Raw genomic sequence first — 18,808 nt, forward strand, 5'->3', positions numbered from 1 at the left:
AAGAAAAGCACTGAAGCGTTGTGCAGCAAGGTTTTGTTGCTTCACAGCACCGGAGCAACGCCCCGGGCTAGTCCGAAGCGTTGCTGGCAAAGTGCTTACTGGCAGGCCTCGCAGCCAGGATCGTCGATGGCGCAGAACTTCACGTCCGTGGCTGGCACTGCTGCGGCCTGTTGAGAGACCGCAGCGGCAGCGGCTTCCAGCGGGCTTGGCTTGGCTTGCGTGGCGGCCGAAGCGCCGCTGTCGCTGCCTGACGAAACTGCATTGAGCTGGCGCGTGTTCACGGTGCTCATCTCGACGTGCGTGGCGCTTTGCGTGCGGAGGTAGTAAGTGGTCTTGAGACCGCGGATCCATGCGAGCTTGTAGGTGTCGTCGAGCTTCTTGCCCGATGCGCCGGCCATGTAGATGTTCAGGCTCTGCGCCTGATCGATCCACTTTTGGCGGCGCGATGCAGCTTCCACCAGCCATTGGGGTTCGACTTCAAACGCCGTGGAGTACAGCGCCTTGATGTCCTGTGGCACGCGGTCAATAGGATGCAGCGAGCCCTTGAAGTGCTTGAGGTCCATGATCATCACGTCGTCCCACAAGCCCAGGCGCTTCAAGTCGCGCACCAGACCACCGTTGATGACCGTGAACTCGCCCGACAGGTTGGACTTGACCGACAAGTTGCCGAACGAGGGCTCGATCGAGGCATCGACACCGATGATGTTGGAGATGGTGGCCGTGGGGGCGATGGCGACGCAGTTGGAATTGCGCATGCCATCCTGTGCAATCTTCTTGCGCAGGGCATCCCAGTCCAGCGTGGAAGAGCGATCCACTTCCACATAGCCGCCGCGCGCCTGCGAGAGCATGTTCAGCGTGTCGAAAGGCAAGATGCCGCGATCCCACAGCGAACCCTTGTAGCTCGAATATTGGCCGCGTTCGCGTGCCAGTTCGGTCGATGCCCAGTAGGCGTAGTAGCAGATGGCTTCCATCGACTTGTCGGCAAATTCCACCGCCTCTTGCGAAGCGTAGGGGATGCGCAGTTCATACAGGCTGTCCTGGAACGCCATCACGCCCAGGCCGACCGGACGGTGGCGCAGGTTGGAGTCACGTGCCTTCTTGACGGCGTAATAGTTGATGTCGATCACGTTGTCGAGCATGCGCATGGCAACCGTGATGGTCTTCTTGAGCTTGTCGTGGTCGATCTGGCCGTTCTTGATGTGCTGCAGCAGGTTGACGGAGCCCAGGTTGCAAACGGCAGTTTCGGTGTCGCTGGTGTTGAGAGTGATCTCGGTGCACAGGTTGGACGAGTGCACCACGCCAGCATGCTGCTGGGGCGAGCGCACGTTGCAGGCATCCTTGAAGGTGATCCAGGGATGGCCCGTCTCGAACAGCATGGTCAGCATCTTGCGCCACAGGTCGGTGGCCTGCACGGTCTTGGAGGGCTTGATCTCGCCACGCGCCGCCTTTTCTTCGTAGGCGACGTAGGCCTTTTCGAAGTCGGCGCCGAACAGATCGTGCAGGTCAGGCACGTTGGAAGGCGAGAACAGGGTCCAGGTGCCCTTTTCCATCACGCGGCGCATGAACAGGTCGGGGATCCAGTTGGCCGTGTTCATGTCGTGCGTGCGGCGGCGGTCGTCGCCGGTGTTCTTGCGCAGTTCCAGGAACTCTTCGATGTCCAGGTGCCACGTTTCCAGGTACGTGCAGACAGCGCCCTTGCGCTTGCCGCCCTGGTTCACCGCTACGGCGGTGTCGTTCACCACCTTCAGGAACGGCACCACGCCTTGTGATTCGCCGTTGGTGCCCTTGATGTGGCTGCCTAGTGCACGCACGCGGGTCCAGTCATTGCCCAGGCCACCGGCAAACTTCGACAGCAGGGCGTTTTCCTTGATCGACTCGTAAATGCCGTCCAGATCGTCTGGCACGGTGGTCAGGTAGCATGAGGACAGCTGCGAGCGCAGCGTGCCGCTGTTGAACAGCGTGGGGGTGGACGACATGAAGTCGAACGACGAGAGCACTTCATAGAACTCAATGGCGCGGGCTTCGCGGTCGGTTTCGTTCAGTGCCAGGCCCATGGCCACGCGCATGAAGAAGGCTTGCGGCAGTTCGATGCGGGTCTTCTTGACGTGCAGGAAATAGCGGTCGTATAGCGTCTGCAGGCCGAGGTAGTCGAACTGCAGATCGCGCTCGGCTTTAAGCGCAGCGCCCAGGCGGTTCAGGTCATATTGTTTGAGCAGGCGCTCGTCCAGCAGCTCGTTGTCCACCCCCTTCTGAATGAAGGTAGGGAAATAGTCCTTATAGGCCTGGCCCATGTCGCTTTGCGTCACGTCACGCCCCAGCACCTCGCGCACGATGGTGTGCAGCAGCAGGCGGGCCGTGGCGTAGGTGTAGTCGGGATCTTTTTCGATCAGGGTGCGGGCGGCCAGAATGGACGCCTTGTAGACCTCGTCCATGGGAACGCCGTCATACAGGTTGCGCATGGTCTCAGCGACGATCGGTGCTGCCTGGATGTCGGCGCCCAGGTTGGCGCAGGCCGATTCGATCAACGCGTGCAGCCGCAGGATGTCCAGCTGCACGCGTTGGCCGTTGTCGATCATGTGCATCACCGGGGTGGCGGGCGCGAGCTGTTCCTGGTGGTGGGCGCGCTCTTGCGTGCGGCGCTCGCGGTACAGCACGTAGGCGCGGGCGATTTCGTGGTGGCCGCCACGCATCAGACCCAGTTCGACCTGATCTTGCACGTCTTCAATGTGAAACGTACCACCGCCAGGACGCGAGCGCATCAGGGCGCGCACGACGTTGTGGGTCAGCGTGTCCACTACTTCGCGCACGCTGGCCGATGCCGCGCCTTGCGTGCCATGGACTGCCAAGAAGGCCTTCATCATGGCCACCGCGATCTTTTGCGGTTCGAACGGCACTACGGCGCCGTTGCGGCGGATGATCTGATAGTGCGCAAACGTGTTGGAGGCCGTGGCCGCAGGCGTTGCCTGGGATGCTGTGGCATCGGTGGCAACGGCAGGGGCAGTGGAAGGCGTGTTCAAAGCAGCTTGCATGGGTGTCCTCTTCTGTGGGCTGTCTGGGGTGGGCGTGCGGCGTGGAGTGCCGCCGCAGTGTGTGGGTGCTGCGCCGGACTTCAGTCTGGCGCACACTATATATGGTGTGTCCTGGTGGTTCAAGACACTACCGGTAGTGTACCGCCTGAATAAGCCCCCAAAACCGAAACAGCGTGTTCCCGGTCCCGGTGCTGCGGCCGCTGAGGTCGGCGGCCAGCCCCTGTGGATGCGACGCATGGGGTGAAAACCCGCGCAACGGCGCACGTTGGCGACGGATTTCCTGCGCCAGGCCGCGTGGCGCTTGGATGACAAAAGATGTGCAAACGCACAAAGAAAAATGTGCGTTGATGCGCCCGTGCGACAGTGAAACGCAGCGTCAGCGAGGCAGCTGCGACAGGCTCGTCCGTATGCCTTGCGGGAATCGCTGTACAGGCCAGCTCAATACCCCTTGAAGCCTCGGCCAGTCAAACCCCGGGCCGGGGTCTTGTTTGCGCCCGGGCGCAATGTGCTCATGCCCTGCGATGTGCTCGATGGGGTAGCGCAGCGCAACGTCCTGGCAGACCCTGGCCAGCGTTTCGTACTGCGCGGGCTCGAAGTGCAGACCCTCCAGGCCCTCCAGTTCGATGCCGATGGAGTCGTCGTTGCACTGGCTCCGACCCCGGTAGAACGATTGCCCGGCATGCCAGGCGCGCAGGTCGCAATCCACAAACTGCCACAGCGCTCCGGTGCGCTCGATGAAAAAATGCGTGGACACCTGCAGTCCGCGAATGCCTTGGTAATAAGGGTGGGCGTCCCAGTCCAGGGTGTTGGTGAACAGCTGCTGCACGGCCCCACCTCCATATTCGCCTGGAGGCAGGCTGATGGAATGCACCACGATCAGATCCACCTGCGAGGCGGGTACCGGGCGCGGCCCGTGGTTGGGCGACACCAGCTCTCGGGCTGCCCGGTGCCAACCGCCCTCCCATGGGGGCGAGGCGGCCGAGGATGTAGCCTCATCCCAAGTCGTCATGCGGGTCCTGGTCATTGGGCACGGTGATGTTCAGACGGGCGATGCGGTAGCGAATCTGGCGCAGGCTGATGCCCAGGCGTGCGGCCGTGGCGGTGCGGTTGAAGCCTGCTTCCTTCAGTGCGCGGATCAGGATCTCGCGCTCCTGCTGGTCCAGCCAGGCCTGCAAGTCGCTGGGCAGCGGCACCGTGCATCCGCTGGCCAGAAGCTGTGGGCCCTGGCCCGTGTCAGCAGAAGTCGATGCATAGATCCCCGATGAGGTGGGGGCGGTGCTGACCGATCCTTCGTGCGCAGGTGCTGGCGGGGCAGGGCGTGTCGTGAGTGTCTCTGCCGCGCCGTTTGTGGGCTCGTCCACATGCAGCTCGTCGCCGTCGCTCAGCGCCACTGCGCGGTGCAAGAGGTTTTCCAGCTCGCGAACATTGCCGGTCAGGGGGTGGGCGGCGATGGCGTTCAGTGCCCGGTCGGTGAGCTGAGGTACCGGCATGCCCGACTCGCCCGCAATGCGGGTGAGCAGCGCGGCACACAGGGCGGGCAGGTCCTCGCGGCGCTCGCGCAGCGGGGGGATCACGATCTCGATCACATTGAGCCGGTAATACAAGTCCTGGCGGAACCGGCCCGCCTGCACATCGGCCGCCAGGTCGCGGTGGGTGGCGCTCACGATGCGCACGTCCACGGTCTCTTCCTGGGTGGAGCCCAGCGGCCGCACGCTGCGCTCCTGGATGGCGCGCAGCAACTTGGATTGCATGGCCAGCGGCAGGTCGCCGATTTCGTCGAGGAACAGCGTGCCCCCCCGCGCGGCCTGAAAATAGCCGTCGCGGTCTTGCGACGCACCGGTGTAGGAGCCCTTGCGGGCGCCAAAGAATTCGGCTTCCAGCAGGTTCTCGGGGATGGCCCCGCAGTTCACGGCGACCAGGGGGCCGTCGGCGCGTTGGCTGCTTGCATGCAGGGCTTGGGCCACCAGCTCCTTGCCGGTGCCCGACTCGCCATGGATGAGCACGGGCGCCATGCCGCGGGACACCTTGGCCACGCGCTGCTTGACGTTGCGGATGGCTTCGGACTCGCCCACCAGGCGGTCCAGGGCGGTACTTGCGCTGCTGGACTCGGCGCCCAGCGCCGGGTTGGCCGAGCGGCTTGACCCGTTGCTGCGTGCGGCGCGGGGCGCAGGAACGCCGCCCGTGCCCTGGATGGCCGAGGCCACGACCGAGCGGAACTGCTTGAGGTCCACAGGTTTGGTGAGGTAGTCGAACGCCCCCGCACGCAGGGCCTCGACCGCGTTTTCTGCCGAGCCGTAGGCGGTCATGACCACGCAGCGTTCGCGGCGCTGCTGGTCGCGCAGGTCCTGCAGCAGCTCCATGCCAAACCCATCCGGCAGCCGCATGTCGGTGATCACAGCGTCAAAACGGTGGGCCTTGAGATGCTCGCGGGCCTCCTGCACGCTGGATGCGGTCTCCACGCGGTATCCCTCGCGCAGCAGGGTGAGCTCGTACAGGGTGCGCAGATCGGGTTCGTCGTCTACGACAAGGATGGAGGCGGCAGGGGCGTTCATGGAAGTGGCAGTCAGACCACAATGGTGTCGAACAAGGTGGCAGTGTCGGCGGGGCGGGTCGTGCGGCGGAAGCCCACAGTGAAGGCATTGCCGCCGACATCGCCGCGTGCAGTGGGGCGGCTCAGGCGCTGGTAGCTGATGGAGGCGCCATGTCGCTGGCACAGCTCCCGACAAATATAGAGGCCCAGACCGCTGGAGCGGCTCTCGGACGAGAAGAAAGGCTCGAACAGATGCCGCTCCACGGATTTGTCCATGGGCGCTCCGTCGCTCCACACCTGCAGGCTGACCTGGCCAGTGGGCGTGTTGCGCGTGGTCACCGACAGTGAGTCGGGCTCCGGGCCCATGTAGCGCAGGGCGTTGTCCAGCAGGTTGACCAGAACGCGACGCAGATGCTCGGGGTCAAACTCCACCTGGATGACACCTGTTTCCAGAGAGACCACGGCGCGCCGCCGGGCTGGGTCCTGAGCCTGCCAGTCGTTCCAGATCTGCGCGACCGTCTCATCCAGCGTCACGGTCGAGGCAGGGGCATGGCTGATCTGGTGCTGCACGCGCGCAATGTCCAGCACCTCTTCGGCGATGCGGGCCAGGCGGTCGGCGTTCTGCTGCACCATGTGCGCGAGGCGCTTTTGTGCCGGGTCGTGCAGGTCTTCTTCCAGCAGGGCATTGGCCTGGACGATGGCCGCCAGCGGGTTGCGGATCTCGTGGGCCACGGCGGCAGACATGCGGCCCATGGCCGCGAGTTTTTCGGTGCGTAGCCGCGCTTCCATCTCCCGCAGGTCGTGCAAGAACATCACGCACAGCCGCTCGGAGCGCGTTTGCAACGCTGCGTTACGGGACGATGTGAGCCAGGTGCGTACATGCAGTCCGGTGGGGCTCTGGCCTTCGTGCAGCAGATCGACGTCGGCCGTCTGGGGCTGCTCGTGCCGGAAGGTACGCCGCGCCAGGATCACCAGCGGGTGCCACGCCGCGGTGGACGTCAAGGCAAACGGCAACTCGGTCAGCGCCATGCCCCCCAGCAGCTGCATTCCAGCCGGGTTGGCAATGCGCACCACATCGCTTTCGTCCACCACCAGCACACCATCGGTCAGGTTCTGGATGACCAGTGCACTGACCTGGGTCTGCACGCGGGCCGCTACCTGGCTTTGTTGTGCCACCTCTTGCTCGCGCGCCAGGCGGGTCGCCAGCTGATGCACCAGGTAGCTCACGATGAAGTAACCAGTGCCGGTCAGTGCACTTTGCAGGTAGCGCTGCCCTTCATCTCCCGTGCTGTACTGGCCCACCCACCAGGCCCAGCCCAGCAGCAGCAGGGTGACTGCGGCGGTGGTGCCCAGGGCCAGGGTCAGCGTGCCCATGACCGCTGCGATCAGGATGGGCAGGCCGAACAGGGGCGTGTAGTTCATGGTGCCCGCATGCAGCAACTGCAGCGCGGTGATGGCAGCCAGGTCCACGCCGATGGAGGGCAGCCACTGCGGTCCGGCGCCGGGCGAGGGCGGGCCACGGCGCGAGAGCACGCGCACCACCACCGTAGCCACCAGGTAGGCCACGCACACCGCCAGCGGGGTGGGTCCAACCACTTGGTTGATGAGTTGTCCGGCGCCCTGCAACACCAAGAGCGCCAGGGCCACCATGACGCGGCCCGTCAGAAAACCGAGCCACAGCCGTGCGAAGGGGGCGTCTGCGGAAGGCGGCAGTGGGCCTGCGGGCGCTGCTTGCATGGTCACAACGGCAAGGCGTCGCTCAGGCCGGGCCCATGCGCCGGTGCTCGGCGCTGCAATAGGCCTGACTGCCCAGCATCAGGGCTTCGGCCTGCGGGATGTGGACGCCGCAGTGCGCGCAGGCTAGCATGTCCTGCGGCAGGGCAGGCGGTGTAGGGGGCGCTTTGGGCGCCGCCGCATCAGGGGCGCGGCGGCTGCGCCAGATACCTACGGCCACCGCGATGACGACCAACAAGACCAGGTACTTCATGCGCTGCGGCCCAGAACAACTTCCAATACAAAACGCGAGCCCACATAGGCCAGCAGCAACAGGGCCGAGCCCGCATACAACACACGCACCGCATTGCGCCCCCGCCAGCCAAAGCGGGCACGGCCCAGCAGCAGCGTGGCAAAGGTCAGCCACGAGAGCATCGAAAACACGGCCTTGTGGTCCCACCGCCAGGCCCGGCCATACAGCGTCTCGCCAAACAGCCACCCGGCCAGCAAGGTGGCGGTGAGCAGTACAAACCCCGCCGTCACGAACCGGAAGGTCAGTCGCTCCAGCGTCAGCAGTGGGATGCCGCTGTGCGGGTCTTCAGCCTGCCGGATGTGGCGCTCGGCGCGTGTCATGAGCCAGGCGTGTACCACCGCCGCTGCAAACAGGCCATAACAAGCAATGCCCAGCGCCAAGTGCAAAGGCAGCCAAGCGGATGCGGTCACGTGCAGGGGCTGCCCCGGGAACAGCATCGCCAGCACGATGGCGGCCGCGCCCAGCCCTGCCAGTACCCAGCGTGACTGCATTTGTGGAAACAACTGCCGTTCCACGGCATAGACCGTGAGCACCAGCCAGGCAGTCATCGACAGCGCGGGCGCAAAACCGAACCGGGGCGCATCGCCCCACAGGCCCCAGACCAGCACGGCGCCGTGCAGCAACCACGCGACCAGCAGTGCACTGCGTGCTGCTGCAGCCCCCAGGCGGGAGGCTGCAGCAGCCGGCACGGCATAGGCCACGGCAGCGGCCAGGGCCAGCAGCCAACTGACGGGGGAGCTACTCGTTAAAATCATGGGCACAGTTTAGCCTTTCGCCCACCGCCAGCGCCCTGGCGGGGCTGCGCACGCAACGCCCTTGTTGACGGCGCGCAGCCAATACCGGAAACACCCCTATGGCCTCCGCCCTTACTGACAAACTCACGCGCCTCGTCAAGGAGATGCGTGGCCAGGCCCGCATCACCGAATCCAACGTCACGGACATGCTGCGCGAAGTGCGCATGGCGCTGCTCGAAGCCGACGTGGCCTTGCCCGTGGTGCGCGACTTCATCGCCCGCGTCAAGGAAAAGGCCCTGGGCCAGGAGGTGCTGGGCTCGCTCAAGCCCGGGCAGACGCTGGTCAGCATCGTCAACCGCGAGCTGGCCGCCACCATGGGCGAGGGCGTGGCCGACATCAACCTGGCTGCCCAGCCGCCCGCCGTGATCCTGATGGCCGGCCTGCAAGGTGCGGGCAAGACCACCACCACGGCCAAGCTGGCCAAGCACCTGATCGAAAAGCGCAAGAAGAAGGTGCTGACTGTGTCGGGCGACGTGTACCGCCCGGCGGCCATCGAGCAGCTCAAGACCGTGACCAAGCAGGCCGGTGCCGAATGGTTCCCCAGCACGCCCGACCAGAAGCCGCTGGACATCGCCCGCGCTGCCCTGGACTACGCCAAGAAGCACTACTTTGATGTGCTGTTGGTCGATACGGCCGGCCGCCTGGCCATCGACGAAGCCTTGATGAAGGAAATCAAGGACCTGCACGCTGCGATCAACCCTGTCGAAACCCTGTTCGTGGTGGATGCCATGCAGGGCCAGGACGCCATCAACACGGCCAAGGCCTTCAAGGAAGCGCTGCCCCTCACCGGCATTGTGCTCACCAAGCTGGACGGCGACTCGCGCGGTGGTGCGGCGCTCTCCGTGCGCCAGATCACGGGGGCGCCCATCAAGTTTGCGGGTGTCTCGGAGAAGATCGACGGGCTGGAAGTGTTCGACGCCGAGCGCCATGCGGGCCGCATCCTGGGCATGGGCGACATCGTGGCGTTGGTCGAGCAGGTCACGGCAGGGGTGGACATGGAGGCCGCACAAAAGCTGGCGGCCAAGGTCAAGAGCGGTGACGGGTTCGACCTGAACGACTTTCTCTCGCAGATCCAGCAGATGAAGCAGATGGGCGGGCTTTCGAGCCTGATGGACAAGCTGCCCTCTCAGCTCACCGCCAAGGCCGGTTCGCTGGACATGGACAAGGCCGAAAAGGACATCAAGCGCAAGGAAGGCATCATCCAGAGCATGACCCCCCTGGAGCGCCGCAAGCCCGAACTCATCAAGGCCACGCGCAAGAAGCGCATCGCCAACGGGGCGGGCGTGCATGTGCAGGAGGTCAACCGCCTGCTCAAGGAGTTTGAGCAGATGCAGGGCATGATGAAGAAGATGAAGGGCGGCGGCCTGATGAAGATGATGAAGCGCATGGGCGGCATGAAGGGCATGGGCGGCGGAGGCATGCCCAAGATGCCTTTCTGAAAGGTTTTCAAGCCTTTTTGGCACTAGGCGCTACAACCATATGCCTGGGATGCTATAAAAATATGAGTGAATAAAAAAGCCGACACGTGTCGGCTTTTTTGTGGTTCGCCCGGCTGGGGGCGGTGGTGGGGTCTGGTACCTCAGGCGGTTTGCAAGGCCATGGGCCGTCCCATGCGCCCGGCGTGCAGCCAGGCGCGGCGCAGCACCGGGGGCGACCACGACTCCTCAGGAATCAGCAACAGCCGCTGGGCGCGCAGCGCACGGCCCAGCGTGATCTGGCTGGTCCACACCGCCAGCGGAATCGCCAGTGCCAGCGGCAGGCCCACGGGCATCAGCCACAACAGCGCGCTGCTGTCGATCAGCGCCACACCCGCAGCCAGCAGGGCGATCACCGCGCTCATAGGGGCCAGCTGGCGCACGGCGTGGCGCCAGGGCACGGCATGGGCCTCGCGCGGAGGCGACTTCCACTCCAACTTCAGGCCGGTCAACGCGATCAGCACGAACAGCGAATGCGCCAGCATGCGCACGGGCGCCTGCAGGATGGCCATGACGCTCTCCAGCGCGGCGCTCTTGAGCAGACTGAAAGCGCCGCCGTACTGCTTCTGTTCCCGGCGCATGAACACCGCCGTCACGCCCAGGATGCGGGGCAGGAACAGCAGGCATAAAGTCCAGGCCCACAGCGCGAGCAACTCGGCGGGCAGGATGTGCCAGTCGGCCACCAGCTTGGCGCCCGACAGCCACAGGGCCGTGCCCAGCGTGAGGAAGGCCAGCCACAGCGGCGCAGACAGATAAGCCATGGCGCCGGTGATGAACATGGAGCGGTGCACGGGGTGGATGCCGGGCTCGGCCATCAGGCGTGCGTTCTGCAAGTTGCCTTGGCACCAGCGGCGGTCGCGCTGCAGTTCGGCCAGCAGGTCGGGCGGTTGCTGCTCGTAGCTGCCGATCAGGTCGGCTACCAGCCACACGTGGTAGCCCGCGCGGCGCATCAGTGCGGCCTCCACAAAGTCGTGCGACATGATGCCGCCGGACAGACCGCCCGTGCCCTGGATGGGCGCCAGCGCGCAGTGCTGCATGAAGGGCGCCACGCGGATGATGGCGTTGTGGCCCCAGTAGTGCGATTCGCCCAGTTGCCAGTACTGCATGCCCAGCGTGAACAGGCGGCCGGTGACGCGCGAGGCAAACTGCTGCGCGCGGGCGTGCAGCGTGACATGGCCGATGGCCTGCGTGGCGGTCTGGATGATGCCGGCCGTGGGGTGGGCTTCCATCAGCTTGGCCATGGAAACGATGCAGTCGCCGCTCATCACGCTGTCGGCATCCAGCACCACCATGTAGCGGTAGTCCTTGCCCCAGCGGCGGCAGAAGTCGGCCACGTTGCCTGCCTTGCGGTGGGTGCGGCGTGTGCGCAGGCGGTAGTACACCTGCACCTGGGGCTGCTGGCTGTGCTGCGCCAGGGCGTTGCGCAGATCTTCCCAGGCGGCGCGCTCGGCGCGGGCAATGGCGGGGTCGTTGCTGTCGGAGAGCACAAACACGTCGAACGTGGTGCCATGGCTGGTGGCGGCCACCGACTCGCAGGTGGCACGCAGCCCGGCAAACACGGTGGCCACGTCTTCGTTGCAGATCGGCATGATGATGGCGGTGCGGGCGTCGGGCGCCAGCGTGTGCCCGGCCACGCTGCGCGCCGACAGCGCATGCCGGTCGCCGCGCAGCATCACCCAAAAGCCCATCAGCCCGGTCAAAAAGCCGGTCACCACCCAGGCGGACAGCAGGGCAAACAGCGCGATCTGGCCATAGCCCAGCCACGCGTTTTCGTAGTCGGGCTGCACGCTGGCAAACAGGGTGCTGGCCAGGGCCGTCGTCAGCACGGTGAGCAGCGCAAACGTCCAGCGGCGGCGCTGGGCTGCGCCTTGCCAAGCGGCGGTGGATTCAGCGGGAGCTTGTGCCACCGTAGTCGATGAGGGTTGCGGAGACGTACGGCCCGTCAGGCGCAGCAGCACGGCGGTGCCCACGCTGTTCCAGAACCCGCGCCAAGGCAGGGGCACCATGGAGTCGCGGTGCAGGGGCGGTGCCGTCACCGCATTGGGGTGGCGCTCTTCGCGTAACGTGCTGCGTCGGCTGGGGGCTGGCCGGGGGTAGGCCACACCGCGCCGCGCGACCAAGGCAGGGCCCGTGGATGCGTGGGTGCCGTGGGGGTCATGAGGGCTTACTCGGGAAGACTGATGTGCGTCCATGTTTCACTCACAGCGTGGTTGTCGTGTTGGAGAAAAGCGCGCAGCTCGATGGGCCGGTCGGCTTGCAGGCGCTGGATGCGAGCGGTCATGCGCCACCCGCCGGTGGCGGGGTTGCGGTAGGCAATGTTTTCCAGCACCTTGCCGTTGGCATCGCTGGTCACTACGGCCTTCACAGTGGCTTCGGCAGGTAGGGCCTTGAGGGCTGGCCCCTCGAAATCGACCACGTACTGCACCTGCTGGCGCAGGGCCTGGGTCGACAGCTTGGTGTAGCCCATGCCGCGGCGCGACTGGGTGGCCCAGGCGCTGGGTGGGCGCTGCTGCTCATCGCCCTGCCAGCTCAGCTCATAGGCAAATTCCAGCGGCTGGCCGGGGGCTGGCATCTGGGCGGGCACCCAGTACGCCACGATGTTGTCGTGCGTCTCGTCGGGGGTGTTCAGCTGCACAAGCTCCACGCGGCCAGCGCCCCAGTCGTGCAGGGGACGGACCCAGGCGCTGGGGCGGCGCTCGTAGCGGGCTTCCACGTCCTCGTAGCTGGCCCACTGGCGGTCGCGCTGCATCAGGCCAAAGCCCTTGGGGTTTTTGGTGGCGAACGAGGTGACCAGCGTTTGCCGGGGGTTTTGCAGCGGGCGCCACAGCCATTCGCCTTCGCCCGTGGCCACCATGAGTCCGTCGGAGTCATGCACTTCGGGGCGGAAGTCTTCTTTGCGCGGCTGGTTCTCGCCAAAGAAGAACATGCTGGTCAGCGGCGCAACGCCCAGTGTGGCGATGGGTGGGGTGCCCGAGACGGCGCGCACAAAAATGCGGCTGCGCACCGTGGTGGTGGTCTGCGCGCCGGGCTGGATGTCGAAACGGTAGGCGCCCGTTGCGCGTGGCGAGTCGAGCAGTGCGTATACCGTGACCTGGGTGGACAGCGGGTCGGGCCGCACCAGCCAGAACTCGGTGAAGCGGGGGAATTCCTCGCCCCGGCCGCCCACGGTGTCGATGGCCAGCCCGCGCGCCGACAGACCGTACTGCTGGCCTTTGCCCAGAGCGCGGAAGTAGCTCGCACCCTGGAAGACCACCAGCTCGTCCTTGTAGGCGCTGGAGTTCAGGTGGTTGTGCAGACGAAAGCCTGCAAAGCCCAGGTCGCCCCAGGCCTCAGGCCGCAGCTGGTTCTTGCCGTAGTTAAAGTCCGCGCGGCTGTAGGGGATGTGGCGCACGCCCTGGGGCGTCACCTCGTTGATCAGCACCGGCTCCTTCTGGTACAGCCCCAGATGGAAGAACATGGCCTCGTAAGGCAGCTTCTCGGCCCGCCACAAAGCGCGATCGGGGCGCCAGCGGATGTCGCGCACCTGGTCGTAGTTGAGCTGTGCGAGGTCGGCCGGGAGCTTGTCGCTCACGGGCCGGTAGGGTTGGCTGGCGCGTTCGCGGGCGAGGCGGGTCACGCTCTCGAAGTCAAAGCCCTGTGCGTGCGCGCCCCCAGCCAGCAGGGCGGTGGCCAAGGCCATTGCGGGCCCTGCGCGCCTGCCGATGTGGCGAAAAAAAGAGGGAAAAACTGCGTGCATGCCAGGCATAGGGCAAACCCTGTGCCAGCTGCAAAAAACGCTGTGAAATCAACGGGTTGGAGTGGCCTTTGCGTGTAAGCAGTTGTGCAATGGCCTGCGGGCACTGATCAGCCCCCGCTTTTTGTCGCCGGATGGCGACAGGGGGCGAGTGGTTGGATCAAAACACCCGGTAAATCAAAGACTTACTCGTGTCGCTCATCCGCGACATCGTCCGCATCGCCTGCATCCTGCTTGAACTGTCCAGGCGTCAGCGCGTGCTTTTGCAGCAGGCGGTAGAACTCGGTGCGGTTGCGTTGCGCCAGCCGCGCCGCATCGGCCACATTGCCATCGGTCATCTTGAGCAGGCCCACCAGATACTCGCGCTCGAAACGCTGGCGGGCCTCCGCAAAGCTGAGCACCTGGGTGGACGGGGTGCGCAGTGCGCGCTGCACCAGCGTCAGGGGCACCAGGGGGGTTGTGGACAGGGCGCACACCTGCTCGACCACGTTGTAGAGCTGGCGCACGTTGCCCGGCCAGGCGGCGGTGGTCAGTGCCTTGAGCGCCTCGGGCGCAAAGCCGGACAGGCGCTTGTCGTATTTGCGGGACAGCCGGTCCAGAAAGTGGTTGGCCAGTAGCGCAATGTCCTCGCGCCGCTCGGCCAGGGTGGGCAGCACCAGCGACACCACGTTCAGCCGGTAGTACAGGTCCTCGCGGAACTGCGCGCTGGCCATGGCGGCCTCCAGGTCCCGGTGCGTGGCCGAGATGATGCGCACGTCGATGGGCGTGGCCTGGCTGGCACCCACGGGGCGCACGGCGCGCTCCTGCAGCACCCGCAGCAGCTTGACCTGCAGGGCCGGGGGCATGTCGCCAATCTCGTCCAGCAGCAGGGTGCCGCCGTCTGCGGCCTGGAACAGCCCCTTGTGGTTGCTCACCGCATCGGTGAAGGCGCCTTTGACGTGGCCGAACAGCTCGGACTCCAGCAGCGCCTCTGGGATAGCGCCGCAGTTGACAGCCACAAACGGACGGGCCGCACGCGGGCTCGCGCGGTGGATGGCGCGCGCCAGCAGCTCCTTGCCCGAGCCGCTGTCGCCACGCAGCAGCACACTGGCGTCGGACTGGGCGACCATGTACGCCTCGGACAACAGGTCCGTCATGCGGTGCGACCGGCTCACGATCTCGGCCCGCCAGTCCTCGTTGGCATGCGGCTGCGCCACGGCAGGGGCGCTGAGCGCCAGCGCCTGCGCGATCTTCTCCAGCAGCTCCTTGCCGTCGTAGGGCTTGGTCAGGTAGGTGAACACCCCGCGCGACGTGGCCTCGACGGCGTCAGGAATGGTGCCGTGTGCGGTCAGCAGGATCACGGGCAGAGAGGGGTGGCGGGCACGCACTTCGTCAAACAGGGCCAGGCCGTCGCGCCCGGGCAGGCGCACATCGCTGAGCACCAGCTGCGGGCGCGCAATGTCAAGCTGCGCCAGTGCCGCTTCGGCAGAGCCTACGGCCACCACGTCGTGCCCGGCGGCTTTCAGGCGCAGCGACAGCAGCCGCAGCATGTCGGCGTCGTCGTCCACCACCAGGATGCGGGCGGGAGGGGCGGCACGGTGGGGGGCAGATGAGTCCATGGCGGGGGAAATGGTCAGGGGGCGGGCCGTGGCGCGGAGCCGTTGCCCATCGCTGGTGCGGACGGAGATGCGGCGGGCGCTGGGCGGGTGCTCAGGCTGCGTTCGATGGCGCGCACGGCTTCCAGGCGTTCGCTGAGCTGGTCGTTGCGGCGTTGGGTGTCGCGCAGTTGCTGCGCCTGGCGGTCGAGCTGGTCCTCCAGCCGGCGTTGTTGCAGAAGCCGGGCCTCCAGCAGCCGAGCCAGGGGGTGCAGGGGCTGTGCTGCGGGGCTGGTGTTGCTCAGTACACGCTGCACCAGGCCCAGCGCGCGGGCTGTGTCCACGGCCTGGCGGGTTTGCGCCAGGGCCGTGGCCAGCAGTAGCGGCGTGTCGGGGGTGGCCTCCTCCGCTTCGCCCAGTCGGGCGATTTCCTTGGCGAGTTCGGCAGGGGGCAGCTTGAGCACACGGTCCGTCTGGGCCAGCAGCAGCGCGACGGGGGTGTGGTTGGTGTCCGCGTCGGTGCTCCTTGCTTCGGCAGGGCCCACTTCCACCGTCGGGGCCACGGGCACGGCAATGATCATCGCGACCGGTGGCGTCTGGGCGGGGGCGGGTGGGGGCGTGGTGGTGGCACAGCCCGCCAGCACGACACCCAGTGCGAGCAGCGGCCATCGCAGGGCGTGGGAGGGAAGGGGAGGACTGCTAGGCGGCATGGGGAAGTTCGATGCGAAAGAAGGAGTGTGCGCCTTCGTCCACCAGGCGCACGCTGCCGCCATGGGCCTGCACATATTCCTGCACGATAGACAGACCGATGCCGGTGCCGCGCACGGCATCGTCCGGTTGGCGAACACCCCGGTAAAAGGGTTCAAACACGCGGTCACGGTCCACCCGGTCCACGCCGGGGCCTTGGTCAAAGACGTCCAGACGCACATGACCGGGAGGTTGCGAGAGCACCAGCCGCACCATGCCCTGGGGCGGAGAAAAGCGGATGGCGTTGGACAGCAGATTGCTGACGGCGGAAGTGATCTTGTCGGCGTCAACGGGCATGCGCACGGGCGGCCCCTCTACCCGCACGGTCAGGCCCTTGGCCTGCCACTGCAGCCGCTGGGCCTCGACCTGGGCCTCCAGCAGAGCCAGCAGATCGGTGTCGCGGCGCTGCAGCTGGCGAGCCTCAAAAGCGGCGGCATTGAAGCGCAGCAGGGCCTCGATCTCACCTTGCAGCTGCAGCGTGTTGTGGTGCAGGATTTGCGCGACCTCGCGCTGGCCTGCCGTGAGTTCGCCTGTCACGCCATCCTGCAGCAGTGCCACGCCCTCGCGCAGCGCGGCCAGCGGCGTCTTGAGTTCGTGGGACACATGGCGCAGGAAGCGCGCCTTGTCGGCATCCAGCTCCAGCAGCCGCAGCCGCAGCCATTCCAGTTGCTGGCCCAGCCGGCGCACGTCGTCCGGGCCGGAGATCAGCACCGGCTCGTCCAGCTGGTTTTCGCCCAGCTGACGGATCGCACTCTCCAGCCGCTTGAATGGCCGCGCGAGCCAGATGCCCAGCGACAACGCCAGCACCAGCGCCAGCACAATCGCGCCCACCACCTGGTGCGTCACGCTGCGGCGGCTTTGCTCCACCTCGTCCTGCAGTGCGTTGTTGCGTTGGGTGTTGATGTCCTGCACCGTCTGCACCATGGTGCCGTGCAAGGTCTCCAGGGCCACAAACTCTTCGGCAACCAGGCGTTCGTTGTCCAGGGCGCGGTCCGGCGGTGCGTCCAACAGGGCTCTGACGGCATCGAGGTGGGTGCGCCACGCCCCGGTTTGCGCAGCGGGCAGGCCTGCGGCCTGCAAATGGTCGAGCACGGTGAGGGCCTCGACGGCCATGTCATCGAAGCTGCGGCGCAGGGGCGCATCCCGCAGCACCAGGGACTGCCGCGCAGCACGCTCCAGGGCCTGGCCGCGCTGGTTCAGGCCTTGCGCGGCCGTGGTCAGCGCCGTGGCCTCGGCCGTGCCATGGCGGCTGAGCACCATGAGCTGCTCCAGCGTGTGCAAAGCCCGCAGCGAGCTGACCCCCAGCAAGCCGGCAATCAGCACGAACGCCAGCAGCAACAGCTGCTGGAAGGAGAGGCCATGCAGCAGACCTTCGGCGGGTGGCGGTGCCGTGGGCGGTGTGCTGGGGGTGGGCATTGCAGCCAAATGGGCGCGGGCGTGCGGGGCGTCGGTACCCGCGCGTCAGCCGGCCAGTGCGGCGGTTTCGTGCGTCAGTACCTCGCCCCGCAGGGTGTAGGCCTTGGCCTCGGTGATGGTCACATTCACCATCTGGCCCACCAGGCGGGGCTGGCCCACAAAGTTGACCACGCGGTTGCATTCGGTGCGGCCCATCAGTTCGGTGGCGTCGCGCTTGGAGGCGCCTTCCACCAGAATGCGCTGCACCGTGCCCACGCGGCTTTCGCTGATGGACTTGATGTTGGCGTTGATGACGCTTTGCAGGTGCTGCAGGCGGCGCAGCTTCACGTCGTGCGGCGTGTCGTCGTGCAGGCCCGCCGCAGGCGTGCCAGGGCGGGGGCTGAAGATGAAGCTGAAGCTGTTGTCGAAGTGGATGTCGTCGATCAGTTTCATCATCTTGTTGAAGTCGTCCTCCGTCTCGCCGGGGAAGCCCACGATGAAGTCACTGCTCATGGCCAGATCGGGGCGGATGGCGCGCAGCTTGCGCACCGTGCTCTTGTATTCCATGGCGGTATAGCCGCGCTTCATGGCCATCAGGATGCGGTCGCTACCGTGCTGCACGGGGAGGTGCAGGTGGCTGGCCAGCTTGGGCAGCTTGGCATAGGCCTCGATCAGCCGGGGCGTGAATTCGTTGGGGTGGCTGGTGGTGTAGCGGATGCGCTCGATGCCCGGAATGTCCGACACGTATTCGAGCAGCAGCGCAAAGTCGGCGATCTCGGCCGTGCCGCCCATCTTGCCCAGGTAGGCGTTCACGTTCTGGCCCAGCAGGGTGATTTCCTTCACGCCCTGGTCGGCCAAGCCAGCCACTTCGACCAGCACGTCGTCGAACGGGCGGCTCACTTCTTCGCCTCGGGTATAGGGCACCACGCAGTAGCTGCAGTACTTGCTGCAGCCTTCCATGATCGACACAAAGGCCGAGGCGCCTTCGACGCGTGCGGGCGGCAGGTGGTCGAACTTCTCGATCTCCGGGAAGCTGATGTCCACCTGCGGTTTGTCCAACCGTTCACGCTGGTTGAGCATCTCGGGCAGGCGGTGCAGGGTCTGGGGGCCAAACACCACGTCCACATAGGGGGCGCGCTTGATGATCTCGGCGCCTTCCTGGCTGGCCACGCAGCCACCCACGCCAATCTTTACGCCGCGCGCTTTCAGGTGCTTGATGCGGCCCAGGTCGCTGAAGACTTTCTCTTGCGCCTTCTCGCGCACCGAGCAGGTGTTGAAGAGGATGAGGTCAGCTTCGTCCACGTTCTGCGTGGGCTCGTAGCCTTGGGCGGCGTTGAGCACGTCGGCCATCTTGTCCGAGTCGTACTCGTTCATCTGGCAGCCGAAGGTTTTGATAAAGACTTTTTTGGCCATGGCAATTTCGCAAATAGCAAGCAAACACCGCGCCCGAAATGGCGCGGAGACTGTGAATGTCACAACGGCGCAGCGGCTTCGCGGCGGCGCAG

Annotated in this window: 13 protein-coding genes; 1 reads left to right on the forward strand and 12 read right to left on the reverse strand. The window is 65.9% G+C overall.

The features are described 5' to 3' along the window. Positions 1 to 95: 95 nt before the first annotated feature. From C8C99_RS00900 to C8C99_RS00925, 6 genes are all read right to left on the reverse strand, one after another. Positions 96 to 3,029 carry a ribonucleoside-diphosphate reductase subunit alpha gene (locus C8C99_RS00900; RefSeq protein WP_108624636.1) on the reverse strand — a complete coding sequence of 978 codons (2,934 nt, stop codon included), beginning with the start codon at positions 3,027 to 3,029 and terminating at the stop codon, positions 96 to 98. Between the two features lie 376 nt (positions 3,030 to 3,405). Beyond that, positions 3,406 to 4,038, reverse strand: a complete 633-nt coding sequence (gene ampD, locus C8C99_RS00905; RefSeq protein WP_056637352.1) for a 1,6-anhydro-N-acetylmuramyl-L-alanine amidase AmpD — start codon at positions 4,036 to 4,038, stop codon at positions 3,406 to 3,408. After that, positions 4,022 to 5,581 carry a sigma-54 dependent transcriptional regulator gene (locus C8C99_RS00910; protein WP_108624637.1) on the reverse strand — a complete coding sequence of 520 codons (1,560 nt, stop codon included), beginning with the start codon at positions 5,579 to 5,581 and terminating at the stop codon, positions 4,022 to 4,024. Before C8C99_RS00910 ends, ampD begins: the two co-directional genes overlap by 17 nt. Before the next feature lie 11 nt (positions 5,582 to 5,592). Next, positions 5,593 to 7,296 carry a nitrogen regulation protein NR(II) gene (locus C8C99_RS00915; RefSeq protein ID WP_056637347.1) on the reverse strand — a complete coding sequence of 568 codons (1,704 nt, stop codon included), beginning with the start codon at positions 7,294 to 7,296 and terminating at the stop codon, positions 5,593 to 5,595. A 22-nt stretch (positions 7,297 to 7,318) separates the two neighbouring features. Continuing rightward, complete coding sequence (locus tag C8C99_RS00920; RefSeq protein WP_056637344.1) at positions 7,319 to 7,546, reverse strand: PP0621 family protein; 228 nt, start codon at positions 7,544 to 7,546, stop codon at positions 7,319 to 7,321. After that, positions 7,543 to 8,340, reverse strand: coding sequence for an inner membrane protein YpjD (locus C8C99_RS00925; protein ID WP_056637342.1), 798 nt, complete (start codon positions 8,338 to 8,340; stop codon positions 7,543 to 7,545). The genes C8C99_RS00920 and C8C99_RS00925 overlap by 4 nt, the downstream gene beginning before the upstream one ends. 98 nt (positions 8,341 to 8,438) lie before the next feature. On the opposite strand from C8C99_RS00925, the gene ffh reads away from it, so the two are divergent. After that, on the forward strand, positions 8,439 to 9,818 hold the full coding sequence (gene ffh / locus C8C99_RS00930; RefSeq protein ID WP_056637341.1) for a signal recognition particle protein: 1,380 nt from the start codon (positions 8,439 to 8,441) through the stop codon (positions 9,816 to 9,818). A 140-nt stretch (positions 9,819 to 9,958) separates the two neighbouring features. Here the strand turns inward: ffh and mdoH are convergent, their stop codons facing one another. The 6 genes from mdoH to miaB all read right to left on the reverse strand — a co-directional run bounded on the left by mdoH (position 9,959) and on the right by miaB (position 18,716). After that, a complete protein-coding gene (gene mdoH, locus C8C99_RS00935; RefSeq protein WP_233247136.1) occupies positions 9,959 to 12,046 on the reverse strand; it encodes a glucans biosynthesis glucosyltransferase MdoH in 2,088 nt (695 codons plus the stop codon). Next, positions 12,019 to 13,533: a glucan biosynthesis protein G gene (locus C8C99_RS00940; protein ID WP_108624639.1), complete on the reverse strand. Its 1,515-nt coding sequence runs from the start codon at positions 13,531 to 13,533 to the stop codon at positions 12,019 to 12,021. Before C8C99_RS00940 ends, mdoH begins: the two co-directional genes overlap by 28 nt. A 239-nt stretch (positions 13,534 to 13,772) precedes the next feature. After that, positions 13,773 to 15,185, reverse strand: a complete 1,413-nt coding sequence (locus C8C99_RS00945; protein ID WP_108624640.1) for a sigma 54-interacting transcriptional regulator — start codon at positions 15,183 to 15,185, stop codon at positions 13,773 to 13,775. Between the two features lie 14 nt (positions 15,186 to 15,199). Beyond that, a complete protein-coding gene (locus C8C99_RS00950; RefSeq protein ID WP_233247137.1) occupies positions 15,200 to 15,871 on the reverse strand; it encodes a hypothetical protein in 672 nt (223 codons plus the stop codon). Further along, positions 15,861 to 17,324 (reverse strand): ATP-binding protein, encoded by a 1,464-nt coding sequence (locus tag C8C99_RS00955; protein ID WP_108624641.1) that lies wholly within the window; start codon positions 17,322 to 17,324, stop codon positions 15,861 to 15,863. The genes C8C99_RS00950 and C8C99_RS00955 overlap by 11 nt, the downstream gene beginning before the upstream one ends. A gap of 45 nt (positions 17,325 to 17,369) precedes the next feature. Beyond that, positions 17,370 to 18,716, reverse strand: a complete 1,347-nt coding sequence (gene miaB, locus C8C99_RS00960) for a tRNA (N6-isopentenyl adenosine(37)-C2)-methylthiotransferase MiaB (RefSeq protein ID WP_108624642.1) — start codon at positions 18,714 to 18,716, stop codon at positions 17,370 to 17,372. Positions 18,717 to 18,808 lie beyond the last annotated feature (92 nt).

The sequence above is a fragment of the Acidovorax sp. 107 genome (assembly GCF_003058055.1).
Classification (GTDB): domain Bacteria; phylum Pseudomonadota; class Gammaproteobacteria; order Burkholderiales; family Burkholderiaceae_C; genus Acidovorax.

What these genes read in the sequence shown, in the direction of transcription:
- C8C99_RS00900 (WP_108624636.1), bottom strand. Translation starts at nt 3,029, where the DNA reads ATGCAAGCTGCTTTGAACACGCCTTCCACTGCCCCTGCCGTTGCCACC.
- ampD (WP_056637352.1), bottom strand. Translation starts at nt 4,038, where the DNA reads ATGACGACTTGGGATGAGGCTACATCCTCGGCCGCCTCGCCCCCATGG.
- C8C99_RS00910 (WP_108624637.1), bottom strand. Translation starts at nt 5,581, where the DNA reads ATGAACGCCCCTGCCGCCTCCATCCTTGTCGTAGACGACGAACCCGAT.
- C8C99_RS00915 (WP_056637347.1), bottom strand. Translation starts at nt 7,296, where the DNA reads ATGCAAGCAGCGCCCGCAGGCCCACTGCCGCCTTCCGCAGACGCCCCC.
- C8C99_RS00920 (WP_056637344.1), bottom strand. Translation starts at nt 7,546, where the DNA reads ATGAAGTACCTGGTCTTGTTGGTCGTCATCGCGGTGGCCGTAGGTATC.
- C8C99_RS00925 (WP_056637342.1), bottom strand. Translation starts at nt 8,340, where the DNA reads ATGATTTTAACGAGTAGCTCCCCCGTCAGTTGGCTGCTGGCCCTGGCC.
- ffh (WP_056637341.1), top strand. Translation starts at nt 8,439, where the DNA reads ATGGCCTCCGCCCTTACTGACAAACTCACGCGCCTCGTCAAGGAGATG.
- mdoH (WP_233247136.1), bottom strand. Translation starts at nt 12,046, where the DNA reads ATGGACGCACATCAGTCTTCCCGAGTAAGCCCTCATGACCCCCACGGC.
- C8C99_RS00940 (WP_108624639.1), bottom strand. Translation starts at nt 13,533, where the DNA reads ATGGCCTTGGCCACCGCCCTGCTGGCTGGGGGCGCGCACGCACAGGGC.
- C8C99_RS00945 (WP_108624640.1), bottom strand. Translation starts at nt 15,185, where the DNA reads ATGGACTCATCTGCCCCCCACCGTGCCGCCCCTCCCGCCCGCATCCTG.
- C8C99_RS00950 (WP_233247137.1), bottom strand. Translation starts at nt 15,871, where the DNA reads ATGCCGCCTAGCAGTCCTCCCCTTCCCTCCCACGCCCTGCGATGGCCG.
- C8C99_RS00955 (WP_108624641.1), bottom strand. Translation starts at nt 17,324, where the DNA reads ATGCCCACCCCCAGCACACCGCCCACGGCACCGCCACCCGCCGAAGGT.
- miaB (WP_108624642.1), bottom strand. Translation starts at nt 18,716, where the DNA reads ATGGCCAAAAAAGTCTTTATCAAAACCTTCGGCTGCCAGATGAACGAG.